Source organism: Burkholderia sp. FERM BP-3421 (genome assembly GCF_028657905.1).
Taxonomy (GTDB): Bacteria; Pseudomonadota; Gammaproteobacteria; order Burkholderiales; family Burkholderiaceae; genus Burkholderia.
The window spans coordinates 1497649-1521546 of sequence record NZ_CP117781.1; the positions used below are offsets into that span (position 1 = coordinate 1497649).

Sequence of the window (23898 nt, forward strand, 5' to 3'; positions counted from 1 at the left end):
TGGGTCCAGGGCGGGTCGGCAAGGCGATATGACGGCCTCGCAACGGATCACCGGGGCGCGTTTCATGGTTTCGCGGTCGGCTTTGCCGTGCGCGTTCGCCGCACCGGTCCCGCTTCAGGTCCCTTGGCTTTTCATGCGCGGGAGCGCCTCGCGCGCGCAAGGCCGATGCGCATCATGCGCCACGGCGATCGCCGCATGCCGCGCGGGCGGGCAGGGATCGCCGTGGCAGGCGCGCGCAGTCAGAACGAGTGGTGAATGCCCGTCAACAGGATCACCTGGTTCGCCGAGATCGACACGCCCGCGGTGAAGAACGCGGCCTGCGCGCCGCCGTTGCCGCGCTCGTACAGCACGTTCGCATACAGCTGGGTGCTTTTCGACAGCGCGTAGATGTCGCCGAGTTCGAATTGCGTCCAGCGCCGCCCCGCGAGCGTCGAGGTGGCCGCGCCGCCCGCCAGCGTATTGGCGGCCGTGATCCGGTAGTTCGCGCCGGCGTCGTAGCTCTGGAACGTGTCGGACTGGCCGTTCGACCGCATCGTCGTGCGCGTGTACAGCGCATGCACGAGCAGGTCGCCGAACGCGTAGGAGGCGCCCACCCCCATGTTTTCCACCTTGTCCGCGAGATAGCCGTTCGCGGTGTTCTGTCCTTGGAAGCTCGTGATCCCGGTCTGGCTGATCAGCAGCGAGCGGTTGTGCTCGTTCGAGTACACGGCGGCGGCCTGCAATGGGCCGTTCGCGTACCGCAGCCCGACGCCGAACGAGCGGCCGGTCGCGAAGTTCGTCGTGTTGCCGAGCGCGAGCATCGCGGCGGCGGTGAACCCGGCGAAGGTCGGCGAACGGTACTTGATCGCGTTGTTGTACGGCACGTTGCCGGTCGCGGCGAGACCGTCGAGGTTGCCCGGGTGGAATGCATACCAGCTCATGGCCAGGTACGCGGTGCCGAGCGGATCGAGCCAGTCGAAATTGAGCGGCGTCTGACGCCCCAGCGTGAGCGTGCCGTAGCGCTCGGACTCCACGCCGACGTAGGCGGCGCGGTTCCACAGCGTGTTCGCGGTCGCCAGTTGCCCGTTGTTCGTGTAGAAGCCGTTCTCCAGCTGGAACACCGCTGCGAGCCCCCCGCCGAGATCCTCGCGTCCCTTCAGGCCCCACCGGTCGGGCTGGGTGTTGCCCTGGATCATCAGCCACTTCGCGCTGCCACCGACGTTGTTCACGTAGGCGACGCCCGCGTCGAGGCTGCCGTACAGCGTCACGCTGCTTTGCGCTTGCGCGCCCGTGATGGCGCCCGCGCTCAGCAGGACCGCCCATGCATGCTTGACCATTTGATCTCCTGACCTGTGTTCCTGGTGGACGCGGGCGGTTCCCGCGCGCCGGTCGGCCCGCCCGGCGCGTCGCCGCCGCATGGTTCGGGTCTTCTGTTTGTTCCATATATGGAACTTTGTGCCCTGTATGGGACGAAGTATAAAAGCGGTCTTCGCGTGGAAAAAAATAAATCGGCGGCGCGGTACAGCAGGGAAATCCCGCGTGCCGATGTCGCCTGATATGAAGAAATCAGCCTGGAATATGTGACATATCGCCTGTGTGCCGATCCCGGCATGGCTCCCGCCTTCAGCCGTTCGGTGTTTTCCCTAGGGCTCCATGCTTTTTATTTTTCTGTGTCGAGCCCAGTCCTATAATCACCATCCATAAACCGATGTTCCTTGTATGGAACGAATTGTGATGTCGATCTTCTGAAGGAAGGGTTGAGATGTCTGAACAATGGGTTTGCGCCGGACATGCCGGCGCGCTGTCCGCGGATGCGCCGATCGAGTTCAAGCGGACCGACGGCGTCGAGGTCGGGATCTACCGCGTTGGCGACGACGTCTACGCGCTCGAGAACGTCTGTCCGCATGCGTACGCGCTGCTCACGCAGGGCTTCGTCGATGACGGCACGATCGAGTGCCCGCTGCACGAGGCGGTGTTCGATATCCGCACCGGCGCGTGCCTGAAGGGGCCGGGCGGACGCGCGCTGAAGACCTATGCGGTCCGGCTCGCCGGCGACGAAATTCAGATCAAGGTGGAATGACATGAGCGAGACGACGCTGAACTTCAACCCCCATCTGCAGCCGTGGCGCGCGCCGGAACCGAACAACGTGGCGGGCAAGGGGCAGATCGAGGCGCCCGGCGCGGCGCCGAACCAGGTCTGGCAAACCCGCGGCGCGGAGCCCACCCGCTACGAGAACGACCTGGGCGACGCGCTCGAGCGCGTGTTCGACGGCGGCGCCACCGAGCTGGAGGACGTGATCGACGGCCTGAACCGGCTCGGCAGCCGCGCGCCCGACGGCGCGGCGTGGACCGTCGAGCGTTTCCGCGCGGCGCTGGCCGCGCTGGGCGCGTGACGGCGCGGCCGCCGAGCGCCGTTTCCCCTGAACACCGGAGTCCCCCAATCATGACGTCCCCCGTCCAGCCGTCCACGCACGGCGATCCGATCCGCGACTATCTCGACCGCGGCATCCGCAACTACTGGTATCCCGTCGCGCCGAGCTGGCAGGTGTCGAACGCACCCGTCGGCCTGACCCGCCTGTGCGAGCAGATCGTGCTGTGGCGCGATCAGGCGGGCCGCGTCCATGCGCTCGAGGATCGCTGCCCGCATCGCGGCGCGCGCCTGTCGCTCGGCTGGAACCTCGGCGAGCGCGTCGCGTGCTGGTATCACGGCATCGAGGTGGACGGCGCCGGGACGGTCGCGCGCGTGCCCGCCGTCGCGAACTGTCCGCTCGAAGGGCAGGCCTGCGTGAAGTCGTATCCGGTCGAGGAGCGCGCGGGCGCGATCTTCGTCTGGTTCGGCGACGATGCGCATCGCGAGCCCGCGCCGCTGCGCCTGCCGGACGAACTGGTCGCCCCCGAGTACGCGCAGTTCCTGTGCGTGTCGAACTGGCGCTGCAACTACCAGTACGCGATCGACAACGTGATGGATCCGATGCACGGCGCCTATCTGCACGCGGCGTCCCACTCGATGGCCGAGGGCGACAAGCAGGCGGACATGCGCGTGCGCAAGACCGACACGGGCCTGATGTTCGAGAAGGTCAACCAGCGCGACGTGAACTTCGACTGGGTCGAATTGGGCGAGACCGGCTGCGTGTGGCTGCGGCTCGAAATTCCCTACCGGCAGAAGTTCGGCCCGGGCGGCAACTTCGGCATCGTCGGCTTCGCGACGCCGGTCGATCGCGACCACTGCCAGGTGTATTTCTGGCGCACCCGCAAGGTGAGCGGCTGGCAGCGCGACGTCTGGCGCTTTCTGTATCGCAACCGCCTCGAAGGGCTGCACTGGGCGGTGCTCGAACAGGACCGTTACGTGCTCGAAAGCCTCGCGCCGGACGCGCGCGATCACGAATACCTGTACCAGCACGACATCGGCATCACGCGCGTGCGGCGACTGTTGCGGCAGCGCGCGCAGGAACACCTGGCCGCGCTCGACGCGCGGCGCGCGGCGACGGAGCCCGCCCATGACTGAGCGCATGCAGACGGTGGCGCTCGACGGGCGTCGCGTCCTCGTGACGGGCGGCGCGCGCGGACTCGGCGCGGCGTTCGTCGAGGCGCTGACGGCGGCCGGCGCGCGCGTCGTGTTCGGCGACCTGCTCGACGCGCAGGGGCAGGCGCTGGCGGAGCGGCTCGCGGCGCAGGGGCGCGACGCGCAATACGTCGGCGTCGACCTGATGGACCCGGCGAGCATCCGCGCCTTCGTCGCCGAAGGCGCGCGGCGGCTCGGCGGCCTCGACGGGCTGATCAACAACGCGGCCGTGACCCACTCGGGCGGCCGGCTCGCGACCGAGCTGGACGTCGCGACCTGGGATGCGGTGATGGACGTCAACGTGCGCGGCCTGTGGCTCGCGAGTGTCGCCGCCTATCCGCACCTCGCGGCCTCGGGGCGCGGCGCGATCGTCAATCTCGCCTCCGACACCGCGCTGTGGGGCGCGCCGAAGCTGCTCGCGTACGTCGCGAGCAAGGGCGCGGTGATCGCGCTGACCCATGCGCTCGCGCGCGAATTCGGCGGCGCGGGCGTGACCGTCAATGCGATCGCGCCGGGCCTGACCGAGGTCGAGGCGACCGCCTATGTCCCGGCCGAGCGGCATGCGTACTACCGGCAGGGCCGCGCGTTGCCGCGCGCGCAAACCACCGACGACACGACGGGGCCGGTGCTGTTCCTGCTGTCCGACGCCGCGCGCTTCGTGACAGGCCAACTGCTGCCGGTGAACGGCGGCTTCGTGATGCATTGACCCTGCTTGACCGACTAGGAGATGACGATGGTGGAAGCCGATATCGAACGCAAATCATGGAGCCAGCCGGCGGGCGCGAGCTTCGCCGATTGGATGGAAGGGCGCGTCGCGCGCTTGCAGACGCGCCGCTACGACTGGGACGCGCTCAAGTTCCAGGCCGACTTCGATCCGAAGTACCGGCGCGCGCAGATGCGCTACGTCGGCACGGGCGGCACGGGCGTCGCGAAGGACGCCAACACGGTGCCGGCCGGCCAGTTCACGTTCTCGACGATGGTGATTCCGGCCGGCAACGTCGGCCCGAGCCATATCCACGTCGACGTCGAGGAGATCTTCTTCGTGCTGCGCGGGCGCATCAAGGTGGTCTGCGAGCGCGACGGCGAAACCTGGGAAGCGACGCTCGGCGAACGCGACCTGATCTCGGTGCCGCCCGGCGTTTATCGGACCGAGATCAACGTCGGCGAGGAGGACGCGCTGATGTGCGTGATGCTCGGCTCGCCCGCGCCGATCACGCCGACGTATCCGCCCGATTCGCCGCTCGCGAAGCTCAAGCGCTGAACCACGGATGAACCACGCCATGAGCATGATCGATACGGAACCCGCCGGGCGCGACGCCGTCGCCTCGTTCCACGCGCGGCTCGCCTGCTGCCCGGAGCGGCGCGTGCAGGCCGGCGCGGCCGGCGTGATCGGCTATCGCGAGGCGGGCGCGGCCGCGGGCGGCCTGCCGGTGGTGCTGTTGCACGGCATCGGGTCGGGCGCGGCGTCGTGGGTTCGGCAGCTCGACGCGCTGGGCGCGGCGCGGCGCACGCTGGCCTGGGATGCGCCCGGCTATCTCGCGTCGACGCCGGTGAGCGCCGCATCGCCGCTCGCCGCCGATTACGCGGCGGCGCTCGCGGCCTGGCTCGATGCGCTCGGGATCGGACGCTGCGTCCTGGTCGGTCATTCGCTCGGCGCGCTGGTCGCGGGCGGCTTCGCCCGCGCATGGCCCGGGCGGCTCGCCGGCCTGCTGCTGCTGTCGCCGGCGGGCGGCTATGGCGCCGCGCCGGCCGAGTTGCGCGTCGCGCGCCGCGACGCGCGGCTCGCGATGCTCGCGGAACTCGGCGCGCAGGGGCTGGCGGCGCGGCGCAGCGCGGCGATGCTGTCCGCGCACGCGGAGCCGGCCGCGCAGGACTGGGTGCGCTGGAACATGGCGCGCATCGCGCCCGGCGGTTATGCGCAGGCGACGCATCTGCTCGCGAACGCGGATCTGGTCGCGGATCTCGGCGGTTTCGGCGGCCGCGTGGCGGTTGCCGTCGGCGCGCTCGACACGATCACGCCGCCCGCCGCCTGCGAGCGCATCGCGGCGGCCGCGCGGGTCGGATTGCAGGTGATTCCCCAGGTCGGGCATGCGGGCTATGTCGAGGCGCCCAATGTCTACAGCGCGCTGATCGACGCATTCTGCCGCCAGTGTGAAGGCTCGGAGGCCGCATGAACGAACCCCGCGACGCCGCCGAGGCGAACTACATCGTGCCGGGGCTGGAACGTGGGCTGCGGTTGCTCGCGGAGTTCACGCCGCGCGAGCCGGTGCTCGGCGCGCCGGAGCTGTCGAAGCGGCTCGGCATTCCGCGCACGACCGTATTCCGCCTGCTGCAGACGCTCGAATCGATGGGCTTTCTCGAACGCGTGGACCGGGACCGCAACTATCGGCTCGGCGTCGCGGTGCTGCGGCTCGGCTTCGAATACCTGAGTTCGCTGGAGCTGACCGATCTCGGCCTGCCGGTGATCGAGGGCCTGCGCGAGGCGACGGGCTTCACGACCCATATCGTGATCCGCGACGGCCGTGACGTCGTGTTCGTCGCGAAGGCGCAAAGCCTCGCGTCCGCGTTCAGCTCGGTGCGGGTCAATGCCGGCACGCGGCTGCCCGCGCACGCGACCACCCACGGCCATGTGCTGATGGGCGACCTGTCGCTCGACGCGCTGCGCGCGCTGTATCCGGAGCCGCGCCTCGAACGCGCGACGCCCCACACGCCGACCACGGTCGACGCGTTGTACGCGCTCGTGCGCGCCGACGCGGCGCGCGGCTACGGGCTCAGCCATTCATCGTTCGAACGCGGCATCTCGGTGATCACCGCGCCGGTGCGCAACGACACGGGAAAGATCGCCGCCTGCCTCGCGGTGACGGTCCCGCGCCCGGAGATCGACGCGACGCTGCTCGCCGACGGGCTCGTCGACAAGGTGCTGCGCGCGGCCGCCGAGCTGTCGCGGCGGCTCAACTACCGCTCCGATGAAGAGCATACCTATCTGAAGATCCTGGGGCTGCGATGATACAGATCGATTTGACCGGACAGGTCGCGGTGGTGACGGGCGGATCGTCCGGCATCGGTCTCGCGAGCGCCGACCTGTTCCTGGAGGCGGGCGCGTCGGTGGCGATCTGCGGCCGCGACGCCGAGCGGCTCGCGCGCGCGGAGGCGGCGCTTGGCGCGCGCTTCCCGGGCGCGGCGCTGCTCGCGCACCGCTGCGACGTGCTCGACGCCGAGGCGGTCGAGGGCTTCGCGCAGGCCGTGGCCGCGCGCTTCGGCCGCGCCGACATGCTGATCAACAACGCCGGGCAGGGCCGCGCGTCGACCTTCGCGGATACCAGCGACGCGGCCTGGCGCGAGGAACTGGAGCTGAAGTACTTCAGCATCATCCGCCCGACCCGCGCATTCCTGCCGCTGCTGCGCCGCGCGGCCGCGCCGTCGATCACCTGCGTGAATTCGCTGCTCGCGCTGCAGCCCGAGCCGCACATGGTCGCGACCTCGTCCGCGCGCGCGGGCGTGCTGAGTCTCGTGAAGTCCCTCGCGACCGAACTCGCGCCGCAGCGGATCCGGGTCAACTCGATCCTGATCGGCATCGTCGAATCGGGACAGTGGCGGCGGCGTCACGCGGCGCAGGCGCTGCCCGGCGAAAGCTGGGAGGCGTGGAGCGGCGCGCTCGCGCACGCGAAGCAGATCCCGCTCGACCGTTTCGGCCGGCCCGAGGAGGCCGCCCGCGCGCTTTTTCATCTTGCCACGCCGTGGTCGTCGTACACGACGGGCAGTCATCTCGATGTATCCGGAGGCCTTGCACGCCATGTCTAAGCAAACCAGAACCACGGTCGGCGAGCTGATCGCCGCCTTCCTCGAACGATGCGACGTCAAGACCGCGTTCGGCGTGATCTCGATTCACAACATGCCGATCCTCGATGCGATCCATTCGCGCGGCGCGATCCGCTATGTCGGCGCGCGCGGCGAGGCGGGCGCCGTCAACATGGCCGACGGCCTCGCGCGCGTGTCGGGCGGGCTCGGGGTCGCGTTCACGAGCACCGGCACCGCGGCGGGCAACGCAGCCGGCGCGATGGTCGAGGCGCTGACGGCCGGCACCGCGCTGCTGCACATCACCGGGCAGATCGAGACGCCGTTCCTCGACCAGGATCTCGCCTACATCCACGAAGCCCCTGATCAGCTCGCGATGCTCGGCGCCATCTCGAAGGCCGCCTATCGCGTGCGCACCGTCGAGACCGTGCTGCCGACCCTGCGCGAGGCGGTGCGCGTCGCGCGCACAGCGCCGAGCGGCCCGGTGTCGGTCGAGATCCCGATCGACATCCAGGCGGCCGAGATCGACTGGCCCGAGGATCTTGACCCGTTGCACGTCGCCGTGCGCGAACACGATCCGGCGAGCGCCGCCCGGCTCGCGGAGCACCTGTCGCGCGCGCGCCGGCCGCTGCTGTGGCTCGGCGGCGGCGCCCGCCATGCGCGCGCCGAGGTCGAGCGGCTCGTCGCGCTCGGGTTCGGCGTGGTGACGAGCGTGCAGGGGCGCGGCGTGCTGCCCGAGGATCATCCGGCGACGCTCGGCGCGTTCAACGTGCATCACGCGGTCGAGCGCTTCTATGGAACCTGCGACGCGCTCGTCGTGGTCGGCTCGCGGCTGCGCGGCAACGAAACGCTCAAATACCAGCTCGCGCTGCCGCAACCGTTGTACCGCATCGACGCCGACGCGCTCGCCGACAACCGCGGCTATCGCAATGCGCTGTTCGTGCACGGCGACGCGCAGCGCGTGCTGGGCGCGCTCGCCGACCAGATCGAAGGCCGGCTCACGGTCGATCCGGCCTTCGCGGCCGATCTCGCGGCCGCGCGCGAGCAGGCGGCGGCCGAGGTCGCGCACGGGCTCGGGCCGTACCTCCAGCTGGTCGACACGCTGCAGCAGGCGGTCGGCCGCGATTACAACTGGGTGCGCGACGTGACGATCTCGAACAGCACCTGGGGCAACCGCCTGCTGAAGATCTTCGCGCCGCGCGCGGGCGTGCACGCGCTGGGCGGCGGCATCGGCCAGGGCATGCAGATGGCGATCGGCGCGGCGCTCGCGGGCGTCGCGGGCAAGACGGTCTGCCTCGTCGGCGACGGCGGCCTGATGGTGAACGTGGGCGAGCTCGCGACCGCCGTGCAGGAGCAGGCGGACGTGGTGATCGTGCTGATGAACGATCAATGCTACGGCGTGATCCGCAACATCCAGGACGCCCACTACGGCGGCCGGCGCTGCTATGTCGACCTGCATCAGCCGGACTTCGCGCAGTTCTGCGCGAGCCTGCGGCTGCCGCATCACCGCGTGTCGTCGCTGGACCAGGCGGAACAGGCGGTGCGCGACGGTCTCGCGCGGCCGGGCCCGGTGCTCGTCGAGATCGACATGCTGTCGATCGGCGGCTTCGCGGCGACGTTCGCCGGGCCGCCCATCAAGGATGCCGTGCCGAAGGAGCGCCAGTATGCATGACGCACGCGTCGCGGGCCGCGCGCCCGTGGAAGTCGCGATGATCGGCTTCGGCGCGATCGGCGCGGCGGTCTACCGCGCGCTCGAACACGATGCCGCGCTGCGCATCGCCCATGTGATCGTGCCCGCGCAGCAGTGCGATGCGGTGCGCGCCGAGGTGGCGGCGGAAGTCGACGTGGTGTCGTCGGTGGCCGCGCTCGCGCGCCTGCCGTCGTATGCGCTCGAATGCGCGGGGCACGGCGCGCTCGTCGACCACGTCGCGCCGCTGCTCGGCGCGGGGGTGGATTGCGCGGTCGCGTCGATCGGCGCGCTGTCCGATCCGGCGCTGCTCGACGCGCTCAAGCAGGCCGCCGAGGCGGGCGGCGCGACGCTCACGCTGCTGTCGGGCGCGATCGGCGGCATCGACGCGCTGGCCGCGGCGCGCGAGGGCGGGCTCGACGACGTGCTGTACGTGGGCCGCAAGCCGCCCGTCGGCTGGCTCGGGACGCCCGCGGAAACGCAGTGCGACCTGCGCGCGCTGGACGCCGAGCGGGTGATTTTCGAGGGCAGCGCGCGCGACGCGGCGCGCTGCTATCCGAAGAACGCGAACGTGGCGGCGACCGTCGCGCTCGCCGGGCTCGGCCTCGATGCGACCCGCGTGCGGCTGATCGCCGATCCGGCCGTCACGCGCAACGTGCACCGGATCAGCGCGCGCGGCGCGTTCGGCGAGATGTCGCTCGAAATGAGCGGCAAGCCGCTGCCCGACAACCCGAAGACCTCCGCGCTGACAGCGTTCAGCGCGATTCGCGCGCTGCGCAACCGCGCCGCGCGCTGTGTGATCTGACCGGAGACGAATTTCCCCATGAGCGCATTCGAATCCCCGCTCGTCCCGACGGACGAGATCCTGGTCGGCGGCATGTGGCGCCCCGGCGGCGGCGCGCCGACGCCGAGCGTGTACCCGGCCGATCAATCGCTGAACGCGACGATCCGGATGGCCGATGCGGCCGACGCGACGGAAGCGGTCGAGGCCGCCGACGCCGCCTGGCGGCGCGCCGACTGGGCGGGCCTGCGGCCGCACCAGCGCGCGGCCGTGCTGCAGCGGATCGCCGCGTCGATCGACATACACCACGAGGCACTCGCGCAATTGCAGCGGCGCGACAACGGCAAGCCGATCGCCGAGACGCGCGCGCTGGTGACGAGCGCGGCGAGCACCTTTCGCTACTTCGCCGCCTGCGCGGAGACGCTCGACGACGAACTGACGCCGCCGCGCGGCGACTACCTGACGATGAGCGTGCACGAGCCGCTCGGCGTGGTCGCGGCGATCACGCCGTGGAATTCGCCGATCGCCTCGGACGCGCAGAAGCTCGCGCCGGCGCTCGCCGCGGGCAACGCGGTGGTATTGAAGCCGGCCGAGGTCACGCCGCTCGCGTCGCTCGCGCTCGCGCGGCTGTGCGAACAGGCGGGCCTGCCGCGCGGCGTGTTGTCGGTGCTGCCGGGCAAGGGCTCGGTGGTCGGCGACGCGCTGGTGCGCCATCCGCTCGTGAAGAAAGTGTCGTTCACGGGCGGCACCGAGGTCGGGCGCGGCATCGCGCGGCTCGCGGCGCAGCGGCTGATTCCGGTGTCGCTCGAACTGGGCGGCAAGTCGCCCACCATCGTGTTCGACGACGCCGACCTCGACCACGCGGTCAACGGCGTGCTGTTCGGCATCTTCAGCTCGTCGGGCGAGTCGTGCATCGCGGGTTCGCGGCTGTTCGTGCAGCGCGGCATCCGTGAAGCCTTCGTCGCGCGGCTCGTCGAGCGGGCGCGCGCGCTGCGGGTCGGCGATCCGGCCAGCGAGCGCACCCAGATGGGGCCGCTCATCACGGCGGCGCATCGCGCGTCGATCGAGCGCTACGTCGCGCTCGGCAGGGAGGCCGGCGCGCGCGTGCTGTGCGGCGGCGAGCGTTTGACGGGCGAGGGCCGCGAGCAGGGCTTCTACTACCCGCCGACGATCCTCGACGGACTGACGAACCGCGCGGACGTGTGCCAGCAGGAGATTTTCGGCCCGGTGCTCGCGGTGCTGCCGTTCGACGACGAGGCATCGCTCGTGGCCGAGGCGAACGACAGTGTGTTCGGGCTCGCGGCGGGCATCTGGACCCGCGACTATCGGCGCGCGTGGCGCGTCGCGCGCGCGCTCGAGGCCGGCACGGTGTGGATCAACACCTACAAGCAGTTTTCGATCTCGACGCCGTTCGCGGGCTGGAAGGAGAGCGGCGTGGGGCGCGAGAAGGGCCGCCTCGGCCTGCGCGAGTATCAGCGCCAGAAGAGCCTCTACTGGGGGCTGAACGATGCGCCGCTGCCGTGGGCGAACTGAGCGCGGCGTCATGAGGATCATGCAATGAGCATACTTGGCATCGAACAGATCACCTACGGCGTCGCCGATCTCGCGGCCTGCCGGCGCTTCTTCGTGGACTGGGGCTTGCGCGAGGTCGCGGCCGACGCGCGCGAAGCCCGCTTCGAGACCCTGAACGGCTGCGCGGTGCGCGTCGTCGACGCGGCGGAGCCATCCTTGCCGCCGGCATTCGAGGCGGGGCCGACCCTGCGCGAAGTGACCTGGGGCGTCGCGACGGCGTCGGACCTGGATGCGCTGCGCGGCCGCTTCGCGGGCCAGCCCGGCCACTACGAAACCGACGAGGCGCTGGGCTGCCTCGATCCGAACGGCATGGCGATCCGCATCGAGGTGACGCGGCGGCGCGCGCTCGACCTGAAAGGCTCGCCGTCGAACGTCTGGGGCGACGCGCTGCGCATCGACCGGCCGAGCCCGATCTACGCGCGCGCCGAGCCGGTCGAGGTCGGGCATGTGGTGTTCTTCACCAACCGGCTCGCGGAGCAGGAGGCGTTCTATCACGCGCTGCTCGGCTTCGAGACGTCCGATCGCTATCCGGGGCGCGGCGTGTTCATGCGCTGCGCCCCGCACGGCGGCCATCACGACCTGTTCCTGCTCGCGCTGCCGGACGGGCGGCGCGGGCTCAATCACGTGGCGTTCACGGTGCGCGACATCCATGAGGTGTTCGGCGGCGGCATGCACATCAGCCGCTGCGGCTGGGAGACCCAGCTCGGGCCGGGGCGGCATCCGGTGTCGTCCGCGTATTTCTGGTACTTCCGCAATCCCGCCGGCGGCCTGATCGAGTACTACGCGGACGAGGACGTGCTGACGCCCGCGTGGCAGCCGCGCGAGTTCGAACCGGGGCCGACGGTGTTCGCCGAATGGGCGATCGACGGCGGGATCGACGGCCACACGCGCCGCCAGAAGCAGGCGGACGCGCCCGCGGGCGGCTTCATGACGGAGCGCAAGCATGACTGACATGACTGACACACCGGCACGGGAAGCCGCCGCGCCGCGCACGATCGTCGTGATCGGCGGCGGGCAGGCGGCCGGCTGCGCGATCCGGGCGCTGCGCGACGAAGGTTACGCGGGGCGCATCGTGATGATCGCCGAGGAAGTCCATGCGCCCTATGAACGGCCACCGCTGTCGAAGGCGGTGCTCGCGGGCGAGGCCGATGCCGCGTCGGTGCGGCTCATGCCGGCCGAGGCGTTCGACGCGCTCGACGTCGAGGCGTGGCAGCCCGCGCGCGCCGTCGCGCTCGATCGCGCGCGGCGCGTGGTGCGGACCGACACGGGGCGCGAGCTGGAATACGACCGTTTGTTGATCGCGACGGGCGGCGCCGCGCGCCGGTTGCCGGATGCTGTCGTCAGTACGCCGAACCTGTTCTACCTGCGCACGCTCGACGATGCCGCCGCGCTCGGCGAACGGCTGCGCGCGAGCCGGCGCGTGCTCGTGATCGGCGGCGGCTGGATCGGCCTCGAAGTCGCGGCGACGGCGCGCGGGCTTGGCGTCGAGGTGGTGGTGGCCGAGGGCGCGGCGAGGCTGTGCGCGCGGTCGGTGCCGGAGCCGGTGTCGGCGTTCCTGTCCGAGCTGCATCGCGCGCGCGGCGTCGAGCTGCGGCTCGGCGCGATGCTGACCGCGCTGGCGCCGCATCCCGACGACGCGGCGCGGGTGCGCGCGACCTTCGCGGACGGCAGCGTGGTCGACGCGGACTGCGCGGTGGCCGGCATCGGCCTTGCGCTCAACGTGGCGTTCGCGCGCGAGGCGGGGCTCGCGGTCGACGACGGGATCGTGGTCGACGCGTGCGGGACGACGAGCGATCCGGCGATCTTCGCGTGCGGCGACGTCGCGAACCACCCGAGCGCATGGCTCGGACGCCGGGTGAGGCTGGAGTCGTGGGCGAACGCGCAATACCAGGCCGTGGCCGCGGCGAAGGCCGCGCTCGGCGTGCGCGCCGACTACGCGGAGATCCCGTGGTTCTGGTCCGATCAGTACGACGTGAACCTTCAGATCCTCGGCGAGTTGCCGGACGATGCGCGCATCGTCGTGCGCGGCGATCCGGCCGAGCGCCGCGCGACCTTGTTCTTCGTGCGCGGCGACACGCTGCGCGGGGTGGTGGCGATCAACACGGCGCGCGACCTGAAGCTCGCGCGCAAATGGATGAACCAGGGGCGCGCGGTGTCGCCCGACGCGCTCGCCGACACCAGCCGAGCGCTTGCCTGAACGGGTCGATCAAGGAGACACGAATGAGCACACTGGACCCGTACGTGGCGGGCGCCGCCGCCCAGCCCGAGGCCGTCACGCCCGGCGCGATCATCGCGCGCCTGGAGCGCCTGCCCGCCAATGCGATGCAGATCCGCGCGCGCGTGCTGGTCGGCGCGGCCACGTTCTTCGACGGCTTCGATGTGATCACGATCGCCGCGACGCTGCCGCTGCTGATCCACAAATGGGGGCTGTCGCCGACCCAGGTCGGCTTTCTGATCGCCTCGGGCGCGATCGGCCAGCTGATCGGCGCGTTCCTGTTTCCCGCGCTGGCCGAGCGTCACGGGCGGGTGCGCGCGATCGCGCTCAGTTCGGCGGTGATCGGCGTGACGAGCCTCGCCTGCGGCTTCGCACCGACGTTCGAGGTGTTCGTGCTGCTGCGCATCGTGCAGGGGCTCGGCCTCGGCGGCGAGCTGCCGGTGGCCGCGACCTACATCAACGAGATCACGCGCGCGCACGGCCGCGGCCGCTTCGTGCTGCTGTACGAGATCGTGTTTCCGATCGGCCTGCTGGCGTCCATGGCGCTCGGTGCGTGGCTGGTGCCGAGGTTCGGCTGGGAAGTCATGTACTTCATCGGCGGCATGCCCTTGCTGCTCGCGTTCGTGCTGACGCGGCTCGTGCCAGAGTCGCCGCGCTGGCTCGCCGCGCGCGGCCGGCTCGACGACGCCTCGCGCGCGCTGGGCGGGTTCGAGGCCACGGTGAAGGGCGAGTTGCCGGCCGCGGCGGCCGCGGCCGAGTACGACGCGCTGCTGCAGCGTCACCCGCATCGCCGCATGCGCGACCTGTTCAGCGCGGCGTACCGCCGGCGCACGATCGCGGTCGCGACGCTGTGGGCGACCTGCGGCTTCATCCAGTATGGGCTGTCGACTTGGCTGCCGACCATCTACAAGGACTTCTATCACGCGCCGCTGCAGCTCGCGCTGAACCTTGCGGTGCTCGGCTCGGTGCTCGGCGTGCTCGGTTCGCTCGTGTCGGCGCTCGCGGTGGACGTGGTCGGCCGCAAGCCCGTGATCACCGGATCGTTCCTGCTGTGCGCGCTGTCGCTGGCGCTGGCCGGGATCTATCACGCCTCGTCGGTGTACGTGGTCGCGACCTTCTGTTCGCTCGCGCTCGGGTTCATGGCGTCGGGCTTCATCACGGCCTACGTCTATACGCCCGAGCAGTATCCGACCAGCATCCGCGCGTCGGGGTGCGGGCTGGGCAGCGCGTGGCTCAAGCTCGCGTCGTTCGTCGCGCCGATGGTGGTGCCGCACGCGATCATCGGCGGCGACCTGAGCCCCGCGTTCTACCTGCTCGGCGCGGTGCCGCTGATCGCCGCGCTGACCGTCCACGCGCTCGGCATCGAAACGCGCGGGCAGGTGCTGGAGCGGCTGGAGGCGTGACGCGGCGCGCGGCCGCGTCCGCGCTCATTGCACGGCGGTGACGGGAACGGTCGAGACGCGCACGAGGCGATCGAGGACGCTCTGATGGAAGAAATGAATCAGGGCATGCAGCGGATCGCGGCGGGGCGCCACGACGACGATCTCGTCACAGCCGTTCTCGGTCGCGCAGGCGGCGATCGTGTCGGCGACCGGGCCGACTTTCATCGCGACCGAGTATTTGACGTGGGCGTCCTTGAGGATGCTGATGGCCTTGGCCAGTTCGCCTTCGGAGAAATCGTGTTCGATCTGGCGCAGCTTGGCGAGGGGATGGAAGGCTTCGAGGCGGGTGGATTCGAGGGGCGGCTGGACGTTGACCAGCACGACTTCGGATGCGCATCGTTCGTGATACAGAAATACCGCGTGCCGGACCGCTTGCAGGGAGCGTAGAGATCGGCTGACGGGAACCAGCAGCTTGAGCATGGGGCCCTTCCTGTCGGGTTGAAAGAGATGACGACAGGCTAATCCCGTTGCGGTCGGGGCGGTCTAAAGAGATCGCGGCGCGGTGTAAATAATGCGTAAACGCCCGGCGGTTCGGCGGCGCAGGTCGCCTTGGCGGGCGGGATGCCGGGCGGGCCGAGGTGACGCGCTCGACGGGCCGGGGCCTGTCACCAGCCCGGATTCGCGCGGTATACGGTCAACCGCCGTCCGGCCCATGCCATCGAGGCACGCCGCGGCGTGGCCGGCAAGGCGGCGTGCTCGCCAGCGGCCGGCGCGGTCAAAAGGTCACGAGGGATTCCACCCACGTGTGGGTGCCCATGTTGCCGGTGCCGGCGGCCATCCAGTCATAGTCGCCGTAGCCCGCGCCTTCGCCGGGCCATGGGTTCATGAAGTACATCATCTGCCCGTTGTCGTCGTATCCGTCCACGACCAGGAAGTGTCCACCGCCGTCGGGCCACTGCCAGAGAATCACGACGGGGTTGCCCTGCTGGATGGCGGAGGCGACCGTCTGATACGACAGCGGCTCGTCGTAGTAGGTCGAGTTGCGCCGGCCCAGCGACCACAGAATGCCGGAAATCCCGGTGGTGCCGCTCAGGTAGTTCGGCGAATTCACCGAATCGTTCCAGTCGAAATCGTTGTCGTTGCACGCATAGGCGACGCCGCTGACCCAGTTCGCGATCGAGCACTGCGAGGTGGAGACGCTGCGATAGGCCAGCACCGCATCGGCGTCGGCGGCCCAGCACCATTCGCTGTGATCCTGCTGGACGATCGGCACGTTGAGCTGCCGGGCGCCGCTCATCGCGGCGATCGGCAGGGCGAGCCCGAGTATCGCAACGGTCCGGCGGACGAGCGCGAGGGTGTTCATTGCGGGATCTCCTGGTGCGTGAAGCGAGGCGTGAGCATGCCGCGCCGCACGTTGGCGCGCAGTGCCGGCATCAGCTGGGATTCCGGAAGCGGCTGAAGGTCGAGCGCGGCCGTCCGGGGCGTGCCCGGGGTCTGCTGCAATGCCTCGCGCACGGTGCTCAGGTCGATGTAGGCGGGCGTGCCCGGCGTGCCGGGGGCAGGAGAGCCGACTTCGATGAAATCGGCGACGCCTTGCAGGCTGCGCATGAAACGCAGCGGAACTGCGGGTGTCCTGTCGGCGTAGCGGGACACGACCAGCATGATGTCGCGCGCCAGTTTGCTCGCGCCGGCGGACACCATCTGCCAGTGGTTGCGCATCTGCGCGACGGTGATCAGACCGACCGGCTGGCCGTCCAGCATCACGACGAAGCGCCATTCGCCGCTGGCGTGCGCGCTGGCCGCGAGGCTGCCGCCGCTCAGGAGCGTCCGGGGATCGAGCAGATTGACCTGGAACCCGTAGCCGATCGAAGCGCGCTGTAGATCCGTGTCGTTGCTCACCGCCATGATGCGTGGCGCACTGCTTGCCTGGGGATGCGAGGCGAGGCGCCGGGCGAGGGTGATCAACCCTTGCTTCGCGGCCGCGCGGGGCGCGGCTTCTTCGTTCGATGCGGTGCTGTCGGAGACGGGTTGCGCAGCGGCCGCGACATGCTGGCCGAAGAAGGCGGCACTCGTCAGGACAAGGGCGTGCAGCAAGGCATGGCATGCTCGGCGTGTTCGCATGACAGATCCTCGAGGGTGGGGAGGCGACGCGCGGCTTCGGCGCGTCGATCGGGCAAGATCGGCGTGCTGCGCGTCATGCGGGCGACGGCGTGTGGCATGACGGATGACGTTGGTTATATGGGGTTTTGGGAGGAACTAAAACTATTAAAAATAGGAGGGCTGAGCATCGCGGCAAGCGGCCGCCATGCCGTGCGGCGCCGGTTGAATCAGCATGGCGGAGGTCGTCGTCCGACGGGACAAGCGGCGCGGTGCTCGGGTGAGCCTGCATCGCTGCGCGGGTGCGCTTTCCTCGGACGGTGTCGTATCCACGATCTGCCGGGCTGCGGAAGAAAACGCAACGGGCGGACGGCTTCATTCCTCGCGCGTTCTCGGGCAGTCCCGACCCCATATCTCGATGCGACCCGCCGCGCGCGGGTATCCTGAGTGAAATTATAAAAAATATAAATTTATGCGCATAAACGGTGCGCGCCGCACGGCGGCCGATCCATCGGCATTCGAAATAGATCGCCGCGCGAAATATCATCAATCGAGAACGATCATTTCGCCGCGCGGCGCGGACCGCGTCCCTATAATCGACCGGCAAGCCTCGCCCGCGACCGCGCGATGCCGCGCGACGCCGCTTCCTCGAATTCCTACCGGAGACCCGCATGTCCGTCGGCCCTTCTGTTGCCCCGCCCGTCTTGTCGTCCGTTCCCGTCGACCCGCTCGTCGCGCTGCCCGCCCATGCGCTGTCGGAGGCGATCCGCCGCAAGACGGTGTCGTGCGTCGAGACGATGCGCGCCTATCTCGATCACATCGAGCGCGTGAACGGCGCGGTCAATGCGATCGTCGCGCTGCGCGAGCGCGCGACCCTGCTCGGCGAGGCCGCGCAGGCGGATGCGGCGCTCGCGCGCGGCGAGGCGACCGGCTGGCTGCACGGCGTGCCGCAGGCGCCCAAGGATCTCGTGATGACGCGCGGCATCGTGACGACGATGGGCTCGCCGATCTTCCGCACGATGGTGCCGTCGGCCGATGGCGTCGGCGCGGCGCGCCTGCGCGCGGCGGGCGCGCTGTTCGTCGGCAAGACCAATACGCCGGAGTTCGGGCTCGGCTCGCACACCTTCAACGAGGTGTACGGCGCGACCCGCAACCCGTACGACCTGACGAAGAGCGCGGGCGGCAGCAGCGGCGGCGCGGCCGCCGCGCTCGCGGCGCGCCTGCTGCCGGTCGCCGACGGCAGCGATTTCGGCGGCTCGCTGCGCAACCCGGCCGCGTTCTGCAATATCTACGGGTTCCGGCCGTCGCAGGGGCGCGTGCCGCGCTGGCCGGGCCTCGACGTGTTCATGCAGCAGCTCGGCACCGAGGGGCCGATGGGCCGCACCGTCACCGACGTGGCGCAACTGCTGGCGATCCAGGCCGGTTACGACCGGCACGATCCGCTGTCGATCGACGAGGATCCGCGCCGTTTCACGCAGTCGCTCGACGCCGACCTGCGCGGCAAGCGGATCGCGTGGGTCGGGGACTGGAATGGCTACCTCGCGACGGAGCCGGGTGTGCTCGCGCTGTGCGAATCGAGTTTCGACGCGCTGCGCGCGATCGGCTGCGACGTCGATGCGGCGCTGCCGGCGTTCCAGCCGGAACGGATCTGGCGCACCTGGCTCGCGCATCGGCATCTGCTGTCGGGCGGCAGCCTGCTCATGCACTATCGCGAGCCGGCGCGGCGGGCGCTGTTGAAGCCCGAGGCGGTGTACGAGGTGGAGGGCATGTTCGCGCTGAGCGCGTCCGATGTGTATCAGGCCAGCGTGGAGCGCACCGCGTGGTATCAGGCGGTGAACGCCTTCTTCGAGCGCTACGACTATATTGCCGCGCCGGCCGTGCAGGTGTTTCCGTTCGATGTGTCGGCGCGCTGGCCGCAGGTCATCGCCGGCCGCGAGATGGACACCTATCACCGCTGGATGGAAACCGTCGTGCCGTGGACGCTCGCGGGCTGCCCGGTGATGTGCGTGCCGGTGGGCTTCAACGCGGCGGGCCTGCCGATGGGGATGCAGCTGATCGGCCGGCCGCGCGACGATTTCGGCGTGCTGCAGCTCGCGCGTGCGTACGAGCAGGCGAACGATTGGGTGGGGGCGAAGCCGCCCGCGTGGCTCGGCGTGTAGGCGGCGGGGCGGTCGGCGCTGCGCGTCCGGCGGTTTGTCCCGGCATGCAGCGCGTCGATCGGGTTGATTCGAACTCCGGATAAAGTGGCGATGGGGTGTCGACAGCCCGGCCGCCGGATAGCGGCCGGGCGCGTGACGAAGCGCCGCGAAGCGCGCCGCAGCAAGCTTACCGTTTGCCGTCAAAGAAAATACAGAAGCACTGCAAACGATTGGCGTGTCCCGCCAAGCCCACGCGCAGCGGCCGCCTGACGCCGCCTGGCCGGCATCGGCAAGCGCGCCGCGACCGCCGCGCGCGCTCCCGGCAATTCGTATCGGTATGTATCCGAGGTTGCCCCGGACCCTGCGCCCCGCCGACAATTTCGGGCACGCGTTCCACAGGGAGAGCATGACCATGACGACCCGCACGCTCGCGATGCGCTGCGTGTTGGCGGCGCTGGCAGCCGGGGTGTTGACGGGCGGCGCGGCCGGCGCGCAGACGGCCGGCGCGCCGGTTGCCGGCGCAAGGCTGGCGGCGCCCGATGCGCAGGCGGCGCTGCGCGCGTATCTCGATGCCAACCACCTGCTGTTCGAAGGCCAGGCCGACCTCGCGCGCGCGCTCGGTTTGACGGGGGCAGCCGCGCAGGCGCAACAGGCCGCCGGGTCGCTCGACGGCTGGCCGCCGGCGCCCGACGCGCTGGCCCGGGCGGGCGGCGCGCAGCAGTCGGTCGCGCTGGCGTTGTCGCAGGCATTCGCGAGCGACGGCGCGAGCCCGGCGCCCGCCGATGCGGCGGCATTCGGCGAGGGCTTGATGCTGTTGGCGCGCGGCGTCGACGGTCTCGCGCCGCTCCAGGCGGAACTCGACGCGGCCGCATCGAACGAGCGGAATGCGCGGGCGCTGACGGTCGCCGCGCGCAATGCGCCCGATCAGTGCGACACCGGCGTGGCGACCTTGCGCGAGGCGATCCGCTTTGCGACGCGCCACGGGATCGCGGTGCCGGCGAGCGCGGCGGCGACGCTCGCGAGGACGCCGTGAGTCGTGAGCCGTGAGCGATCGCGCGCGGGGTGCTAAGGTATCGGCTCGCGATTCCCCCTGACTGAGGCGCACGCATGCGCGACGCATTCGATCTCCCCGCTTATTTCGACCGTATCGGCTACGATGGCCCCGCCGAGCCGACGCTCGCGGTGCTGCGCCGCCTGCACCTGCTGCATCCGCAGGCGATTCCATTCGAGAACCTGTCGCCGTACACCGGCGCGCGCGTCGAGCTGGGGCTCGATGCGGTCGCGCGCAAGCTCGTCGCCGCGCGACGCGGCGGTTATTGTTTCGAGCACAACAAGTTGTTCCACGCGGCGCTCGTCGCGCTGGGCTTTCACGTGACGCCGCTGATCGCGCGCGTGATGTGGCAGCAGGCGTCCGACGCGCCGGCGGCGCAATCGCACATGCTGCTGCGCGTCGATCTCGACGGCGAGGTGTGGTTCGCCGATGTCGGCTTTGGCTCGGTCACGCAGACGCAGCCGCTGCGCCATCGGCCCGACGAGGCGCAGGACACCCTGCACGGCGCATTCCGCCTGACCGAATCCGGCGCGCCGGGCGAGTGGCGCAGCGAGTTCCTGACCGCGTCGGGGTGGTCGCCGATCTATCGATTCGTGCTGCGGCCGGTCGAATGGATCGACTACGAGGTCGGGAACTGGTACACGTCGACCCATCCCGAATCGTTCTTCCTGCGCGAGCTGATCGTGTGCCGGGTGCTGCCGGAAGGCAGCGCGAACCTGTTCAACGACCTGCTGACGGTGCGCGGCCCCGACGGCGTCGCGCGGGCGGCGCGGCTGCCCGATGCACAGGCCTGGGCCGCGTGCGTGCGCGAGCGCTTCGGTCTGACGCTGGACGGCTTCGACGTCGACGCGCTGTTTGCCCGCGCGCGGGCGCGCGGCGACGCGCTGGCCGCGGCGGGCGGAGACGGCGCGCGCGCCTGACGCCGCGAAGCGTCAGGCCTGCTTCGGCGCGTCGGCGTCGCCGGGCGGTTCGGGCGCCCGCGCGTCGCACCACAGGCGGCCGCCCGTCGCCCAATGCTCGCGTTTCACTTCGCTGAGCACGATGTCGACCGCGCCGGGTTCGCAATCGAGCGTCTCGCAGGTGATGCGCGTGATCGCCTCGACGAAGCGGCGTTTCTGGTCGAGCGAGCGGCCTTCGAACAATTCGATGCGGAACGTCGGCATGGCGGGATTCCTGTCGGGTCGGTGAGGATCAGTAGCGGTACGAAGGATCGAGCCGGTCGAGCTTGCGCAGCAGCGCCGGCCATTCGAGTTCGCCATCGGGGGTGGCGTCGGCGCGCAGCCGCGCGGCCGCGCGGCGCGCGACCTCGGGGTCGGGCAGCACGAGCGGCCCGCCGCCCGCCTGGGCGAGCAGCTGGATTTCACAGGCCTTGATGAGCGTGGCCATCAGCACGTAGGCCTCGCCTATCGTGCGGCCCACGGTCAGCGTGCCGTGATTGCGCAGCAGCAATGCGGGCCGGCCGCCGAGCCGCTCGACCAGCCGCGCGCCCTCGGCCGGCGTGAACGCGAGCCCTTCGTACGCATGACATGCGAGCACCCCATGAAAGCGCAGCGCGTGCTGCGACGCGGGCAACAGGCCGTCGCGCTGGATCGACACGGCGATGCCGGCGCTGTTGTGCAGGTGCATGACGCAGGCCGCATCGGCGCGCGCCGCGTGAACGGCCGCGTGCAGCGCGAAGCCCGTCACGTTGACCGGATGCGCGCTCGCGCCGATCGTGTTGCCCGCGAGGTCGATCTTCACGAGATTCGATGCGCACACCTCGTCGAAGCCGAGGCCGAACGGGTTGATCAGGAATCGGCCGGGTTCGTCCGGCACGCTCGCGGAAATGTGCGTGTAGATCAGGTCGTCCCAGCCGTTGAGCGCCGCCAGCCGATATGCGGCCGCGAGCGCGATGCGCGTGCGCTGTTCCGCGTCGGTCGGCGGGCCGGCGTCCGGCAGGGAGTCAGCGCGGTGTGCGAAGGACATTGAGGATACCGTCGGTGGTGCGGCGCGCGACCAGCGTGAGCCAGGTCGCGAGCACGAAGGGCAGGGTGAGCACGGTGAGGCCGGCGCGCAGTGCGAACCATTGCGCGAGCACGGCCATGGCGACGCCGACGGCGGCCGTCGGGACGCCGCGCCCGGCCAGCGCGAGCGCGGTCAGCGCGCCATTGAAGCCGAGCAGTCCGGCCCGCAGCGCGACGGCGTCCGTGTCCGGCGCGCCCAGCGCGACCAGCGCGAGCGAGCCAGCGAGCGCACCGCCGAACGCGAAGGTGGCGGCGCGCCGCGACGCGGCCGCGAGCCCCAGCAGCATCCATAGTCCGGCCGGGATGCCTTGCGCGAACGCGGCCTGCGCGACGCCGGCGCAACCGCCGCCGAGCGCGTCGCCGAGGGTCCAGCCCGGTGCGCCGCCCGCGTGCGGTGCGGCCGCGTGAAACGGCAGCCAGCACGCGGTCACGGCGAGGCAGGGGCTCGAATACGCACACAGCCCGCGCGTGCGCAGCCAGCCGCCGATCGGGCCGCAGGCCCAGCCCGCGAGACTCGCGGCGAGCAGCGCGAGCCCGAACCCGGTGGACGCATCCGCGCTGAAACCGACGGCCGCGAGCGCGGCGAGCGCGCCGTTGAAACCGTGCAGACCTTGTCGCCCCTCCGCGCGGTCGTGGCCGGCGAGATGCGCGACGACATTGGCGGCGGTCGCGCCGAGCAGCGCCGCGCAGGCGGCGGGCAGGCCCGTGCAGGCGAGCGCCGCGAGCACGCACGCGCCGGTCGCCGCGTTGGCCTGCAACACGATCTGCCCGAGGCTGCGCAGCAGGATGCGCAATTCGGTCGGAAGCGGGACAGTGGCGGCGAGCATGGCGGGCTGACGGCGGCGGCGGCGTGAGGAAGATCAGCCGCGAGCATAGTTCGGCGCGACGGCGGGCGGGATGCGCAGGCGTGATACCCGCTATTTGCGCTACGATGACGCGGCGCAATTACCTGGGAGGTCGTGCAATGACGGACGTGCGATGGGCGTCGCTGGAAGGTGGCGGAATCGAGCAACTGGCGTTGGAATGTGATGCGAAGGGCAGCGTTGCCGAGAGCGTGGTGATCGGGCGGCGCGAGGGGCGCGGCTTCGGGCTCGCGTACCGCGTTGTCTGCGATGCGCAGTGGCGCGCGCGTCACGTCGTCGTGCGCGTGATGGGCGGCGGCGTGCTCGAGTTGCACGGCGACGGCGCGGGGCATTGGCGCGACGCGGCCGGCGCACCGGTGCCGGCGCTCGCGGGCTGCATCGACGTCGACATCGCGGCCACGCCGTATACCAACACGCTGCCGATCCGCCGGCTCGGTCTCGCGCGCGGCGAGCGCCGGGAACTCGACGTGGCGTTCATTCCGACGCCGGACCTGAAGCCCGTGCGCGCGCGGCAGGCCTACGTCTGCCTGGAGCCGGACCGGCTGTATCGCTATGAAGGCGCGTCCGGGCGCTTCGTCGCGGATCTGCCGGTCGACGCGGCCGGCCTGGTGATCGACTACGACACCTTGTTCAAGCGCGTGTCCGCGAGCTGAGGCGCGTGTGTCCGCTGCGTCACGGGGCGAACGGCCGGAAACGGGCGGCGCGTCCTGTGAGTGCGGACGTGGAGAAGAGAGGGGCCGGCGCCGGCGCCCGGTTGCCTGCGGTTCGCGAGC

The 23898-nt window shown here is 70.7% G+C and carries 25 protein-coding genes; 18 read left to right on the forward strand and 7 right to left on the reverse strand.

Annotated features, from left to right (window positions below):
• Positions 1–239: 239 nt before the first annotated feature.
• Positions 240–1316 carry a porin gene (locus Bsp3421_RS09590; protein ID WP_273998262.1) on the reverse strand — a complete coding sequence of 359 codons (1077 nt, stop codon included), beginning with the start codon at positions 1314–1316 and terminating at the stop codon, positions 240–242.
• Positions 1317–1741: 425 nt separating this feature from the next.
• On the opposite strand from Bsp3421_RS09590, the gene Bsp3421_RS09595 reads away from it, so the two are divergent.
• From Bsp3421_RS09595 to Bsp3421_RS09660, 14 genes are read left to right on the forward strand one after another with little or no spacing between them, the layout of a single operon-like run.
• On the forward strand, positions 1742–2059 hold the full coding sequence (locus tag Bsp3421_RS09595; protein ID WP_273998264.1) for a non-heme iron oxygenase ferredoxin subunit: 318 nt from the start codon (positions 1742–1744) through the stop codon (positions 2057–2059).
• A 1-nt stretch (position 2060) separates the two neighbouring features.
• Complete coding sequence (locus Bsp3421_RS09600; protein WP_273998266.1) at positions 2061–2372, forward strand: recombinase-like helix-turn-helix domain-containing protein; 312 nt, start codon at positions 2061–2063, stop codon at positions 2370–2372.
• Positions 2373–2422: 50 nt separating this feature from the next.
• On the forward strand, positions 2423–3484 hold the full coding sequence (locus Bsp3421_RS09605) for an aromatic ring-hydroxylating dioxygenase subunit alpha (RefSeq protein WP_273998268.1): 1062 nt from the start codon (positions 2423–2425) through the stop codon (positions 3482–3484).
• Positions 3477–4247 (forward strand): SDR family oxidoreductase, encoded by a 771-nt coding sequence (locus Bsp3421_RS09610; protein WP_273998269.1) that lies wholly within the window; start codon positions 3477–3479, stop codon positions 4245–4247. Before Bsp3421_RS09605 ends, Bsp3421_RS09610 begins: the two co-directional genes overlap by 8 nt.
• A gap of 27 nt (positions 4248–4274) precedes the next feature.
• A complete protein-coding gene (locus Bsp3421_RS09615) occupies positions 4275–4802 on the forward strand; it encodes a cupin domain-containing protein (protein WP_273995671.1) in 528 nt (175 codons plus the stop codon).
• A gap of 19 nt (positions 4803–4821) precedes the next feature.
• Positions 4822–5715 (forward strand): alpha/beta fold hydrolase, encoded by an 894-nt coding sequence (locus Bsp3421_RS09620; RefSeq protein ID WP_273995672.1) that lies wholly within the window; start codon positions 4822–4824, stop codon positions 5713–5715.
• Positions 5712–6548 carry an IclR family transcriptional regulator gene (locus Bsp3421_RS09625; protein WP_273995673.1) on the forward strand — a complete coding sequence of 279 codons (837 nt, stop codon included), beginning with the start codon at positions 5712–5714 and terminating at the stop codon, positions 6546–6548. The genes Bsp3421_RS09620 and Bsp3421_RS09625 overlap by 4 nt, the downstream gene beginning before the upstream one ends.
• Positions 6545–7342: an SDR family oxidoreductase gene (locus tag Bsp3421_RS09630; RefSeq protein WP_273995674.1), complete on the forward strand. Its 798-nt coding sequence runs from the start codon at positions 6545–6547 to the stop codon at positions 7340–7342. The genes Bsp3421_RS09625 and Bsp3421_RS09630 overlap by 4 nt, the downstream gene beginning before the upstream one ends.
• Complete coding sequence (locus tag Bsp3421_RS09635; RefSeq protein WP_273995675.1) at positions 7335–9008, forward strand: thiamine pyrophosphate-binding protein; 1674 nt, start codon at positions 7335–7337, stop codon at positions 9006–9008. The genes Bsp3421_RS09630 and Bsp3421_RS09635 overlap by 8 nt, the downstream gene beginning before the upstream one ends.
• Positions 9001–9828 carry an aspartate dehydrogenase gene (locus Bsp3421_RS09640; RefSeq protein ID WP_273995676.1) on the forward strand — a complete coding sequence of 276 codons (828 nt, stop codon included), beginning with the start codon at positions 9001–9003 and terminating at the stop codon, positions 9826–9828. The genes Bsp3421_RS09635 and Bsp3421_RS09640 overlap by 8 nt, the downstream gene beginning before the upstream one ends.
• An 18-nt stretch (positions 9829–9846) precedes the next feature.
• The gene (locus Bsp3421_RS09645; protein ID WP_273995677.1) at positions 9847–11337 is read left to right on the forward strand and encodes an aldehyde dehydrogenase; all 1491 of its coding nucleotides are present in this window, start codon (positions 9847–9849) and stop codon (positions 11335–11337) included.
• Positions 11338–11361: 24 nt separating this feature from the next.
• A complete protein-coding gene (locus Bsp3421_RS09650; protein WP_273995678.1) occupies positions 11362–12327 on the forward strand; it encodes a VOC family protein in 966 nt (321 codons plus the stop codon).
• A gap of 1 nt (position 12328) precedes the next feature.
• A complete protein-coding gene (locus tag Bsp3421_RS09655; protein ID WP_273998337.1) occupies positions 12329–13573 on the forward strand; it encodes an NAD(P)/FAD-dependent oxidoreductase in 1245 nt (414 codons plus the stop codon).
• A gap of 23 nt (positions 13574–13596) precedes the next feature.
• The gene (locus Bsp3421_RS09660) at positions 13597–14994 is read left to right on the forward strand and encodes an MFS transporter (protein ID WP_273995681.1); all 1398 of its coding nucleotides are present in this window, start codon (positions 13597–13599) and stop codon (positions 14992–14994) included.
• Between the two features lie 24 nt (positions 14995–15018).
• Here the strand turns inward: Bsp3421_RS09660 and Bsp3421_RS09665 are convergent, their stop codons facing one another.
• From Bsp3421_RS09665 to Bsp3421_RS09675, 3 genes are all read right to left on the reverse strand, one after another.
• Positions 15019–15453: a universal stress protein gene (locus Bsp3421_RS09665; RefSeq protein WP_273995682.1), complete on the reverse strand. Its 435-nt coding sequence runs from the start codon at positions 15451–15453 to the stop codon at positions 15019–15021.
• 295 nt (positions 15454–15748) lie between these two features.
• Positions 15749–16336: a C39 family peptidase gene (locus tag Bsp3421_RS09670; RefSeq protein WP_273995683.1), complete on the reverse strand. Its 588-nt coding sequence runs from the start codon at positions 16334–16336 to the stop codon at positions 15749–15751.
• On the reverse strand, positions 16333–17067 hold the full coding sequence (locus Bsp3421_RS09675) for a hypothetical protein (protein WP_273995684.1): 735 nt from the start codon (positions 17065–17067) through the stop codon (positions 16333–16335). The genes Bsp3421_RS09670 and Bsp3421_RS09675 overlap by 4 nt, the downstream gene beginning before the upstream one ends.
• Positions 17068–17741: 674 nt before the next feature.
• Here Bsp3421_RS09675 and Bsp3421_RS09680 point away from each other — a divergent pair.
• The 3 genes from Bsp3421_RS09680 (at position 17742) to Bsp3421_RS09690 (ending at position 21179) form a co-directional block, all read left to right on the forward strand.
• A complete protein-coding gene (locus Bsp3421_RS09680; protein ID WP_273995686.1) occupies positions 17742–19229 on the forward strand; it encodes an amidase in 1488 nt (495 codons plus the stop codon).
• Between the two features lie 391 nt (positions 19230–19620).
• Entirely contained in the window at positions 19621–20241 is a 621-nt protein-coding gene (locus tag Bsp3421_RS09685; RefSeq protein ID WP_273995687.1) for a hypothetical protein, read from the forward strand.
• 74 nt (positions 20242–20315) lie between these two features.
• Positions 20316–21179 (forward strand): arylamine N-acetyltransferase family protein, encoded by an 864-nt coding sequence (locus Bsp3421_RS09690; protein WP_273995689.1) that lies wholly within the window; start codon positions 20316–20318, stop codon positions 21177–21179.
• Positions 21180–21191: 12 nt separating this feature from the next.
• Here Bsp3421_RS09690 and Bsp3421_RS09695 read toward each other — a convergent pair whose 3' ends face one another.
• The 3 genes from Bsp3421_RS09695 to Bsp3421_RS09705 are packed head-to-tail and all read right to left on the reverse strand — an operon-like array spanning position 21192 to position 23089.
• On the reverse strand, positions 21192–21422 hold the full coding sequence (locus Bsp3421_RS09695; protein ID WP_273995691.1) for a 4-oxalocrotonate tautomerase: 231 nt from the start codon (positions 21420–21422) through the stop codon (positions 21192–21194).
• A 28-nt stretch (positions 21423–21450) separates the two neighbouring features.
• A complete protein-coding gene (locus Bsp3421_RS09700; protein ID WP_273995692.1) occupies positions 21451–22224 on the reverse strand; it encodes a class II aldolase/adducin family protein in 774 nt (257 codons plus the stop codon).
• Entirely contained in the window at positions 22202–23089 is an 888-nt protein-coding gene (locus Bsp3421_RS09705; protein ID WP_273995693.1) for an urea transporter, read from the reverse strand. The genes Bsp3421_RS09700 and Bsp3421_RS09705 overlap by 23 nt, the downstream gene beginning before the upstream one ends.
• 137 nt (positions 23090–23226) lie before the next feature.
• On the opposite strand from Bsp3421_RS09705, the gene Bsp3421_RS09710 reads away from it, so the two are divergent.
• Positions 23227–23778, forward strand: coding sequence for a putative glycolipid-binding domain-containing protein (locus Bsp3421_RS09710; RefSeq protein ID WP_273995694.1), 552 nt, complete (start codon positions 23227–23229; stop codon positions 23776–23778).
• The last annotated feature ends 120 nt before the right edge of the window (positions 23779–23898 follow it).

Coding starts and splice junctions, on each gene's coding strand:
- Bsp3421_RS09710 (WP_273995694.1), top strand. CDS start 23,227: ATGACGGACGTGCGATGGGCGTCGCTGGAAGGTGGCGGAATCGAGCAA.
- Bsp3421_RS09685 (WP_273995687.1), top strand. CDS start 19,621: ATGACGACCCGCACGCTCGCGATGCGCTGCGTGTTGGCGGCGCTGGCA.
- Bsp3421_RS09690 (WP_273995689.1), top strand. CDS start 20,316: ATGCGCGACGCATTCGATCTCCCCGCTTATTTCGACCGTATCGGCTAC.
- Bsp3421_RS09695 (WP_273995691.1), bottom strand. CDS start 21,422: ATGCCGACGTTCCGCATCGAATTGTTCGAAGGCCGCTCGCTCGACCAG.
- Bsp3421_RS09610 (WP_273998269.1), top strand. CDS start 3,477: ATGACTGAGCGCATGCAGACGGTGGCGCTCGACGGGCGTCGCGTCCTC.
- Bsp3421_RS09650 (WP_273995678.1), top strand. CDS start 11,362: ATGAGCATACTTGGCATCGAACAGATCACCTACGGCGTCGCCGATCTC.
- Bsp3421_RS09590 (WP_273998262.1), bottom strand. CDS start 1,316: ATGGTCAAGCATGCATGGGCGGTCCTGCTGAGCGCGGGCGCCATCACG.
- Bsp3421_RS09705 (WP_273995693.1), bottom strand. CDS start 23,089: ATGCTCGCCGCCACTGTCCCGCTTCCGACCGAATTGCGCATCCTGCTG.
- Bsp3421_RS09665 (WP_273995682.1), bottom strand. CDS start 15,453: ATGCTCAAGCTGCTGGTTCCCGTCAGCCGATCTCTACGCTCCCTGCAA.
- Bsp3421_RS09615 (WP_273995671.1), top strand. CDS start 4,275: ATGGTGGAAGCCGATATCGAACGCAAATCATGGAGCCAGCCGGCGGGC.
- Bsp3421_RS09595 (WP_273998264.1), top strand. CDS start 1,742: ATGTCTGAACAATGGGTTTGCGCCGGACATGCCGGCGCGCTGTCCGCG.
- Bsp3421_RS09670 (WP_273995683.1), bottom strand. CDS start 16,336: ATGAACACCCTCGCGCTCGTCCGCCGGACCGTTGCGATACTCGGGCTC.
- Bsp3421_RS09680 (WP_273995686.1), top strand. CDS start 17,742: ATGTCCGTCGGCCCTTCTGTTGCCCCGCCCGTCTTGTCGTCCGTTCCC.
- Bsp3421_RS09640 (WP_273995676.1), top strand. CDS start 9,001: ATGCATGACGCACGCGTCGCGGGCCGCGCGCCCGTGGAAGTCGCGATG.
- Bsp3421_RS09645 (WP_273995677.1), top strand. CDS start 9,847: ATGAGCGCATTCGAATCCCCGCTCGTCCCGACGGACGAGATCCTGGTC.
- Bsp3421_RS09655 (WP_273998337.1), top strand. CDS start 12,329: ATGACTGACACACCGGCACGGGAAGCCGCCGCGCCGCGCACGATCGTC.
- Bsp3421_RS09620 (WP_273995672.1), top strand. CDS start 4,822: ATGAGCATGATCGATACGGAACCCGCCGGGCGCGACGCCGTCGCCTCG.
- Bsp3421_RS09700 (WP_273995692.1), bottom strand. CDS start 22,224: ATGTCCTTCGCACACCGCGCTGACTCCCTGCCGGACGCCGGCCCGCCG.
- Bsp3421_RS09625 (WP_273995673.1), top strand. CDS start 5,712: ATGAACGAACCCCGCGACGCCGCCGAGGCGAACTACATCGTGCCGGGG.
- Bsp3421_RS09660 (WP_273995681.1), top strand. CDS start 13,597: ATGAGCACACTGGACCCGTACGTGGCGGGCGCCGCCGCCCAGCCCGAG.
- Bsp3421_RS09630 (WP_273995674.1), top strand. CDS start 6,545: ATGATACAGATCGATTTGACCGGACAGGTCGCGGTGGTGACGGGCGGA.
- Bsp3421_RS09605 (WP_273998268.1), top strand. CDS start 2,423: ATGACGTCCCCCGTCCAGCCGTCCACGCACGGCGATCCGATCCGCGAC.
- Bsp3421_RS09635 (WP_273995675.1), top strand. CDS start 7,335: ATGTCTAAGCAAACCAGAACCACGGTCGGCGAGCTGATCGCCGCCTTC.
- Bsp3421_RS09600 (WP_273998266.1), top strand. CDS start 2,061: ATGAGCGAGACGACGCTGAACTTCAACCCCCATCTGCAGCCGTGGCGC.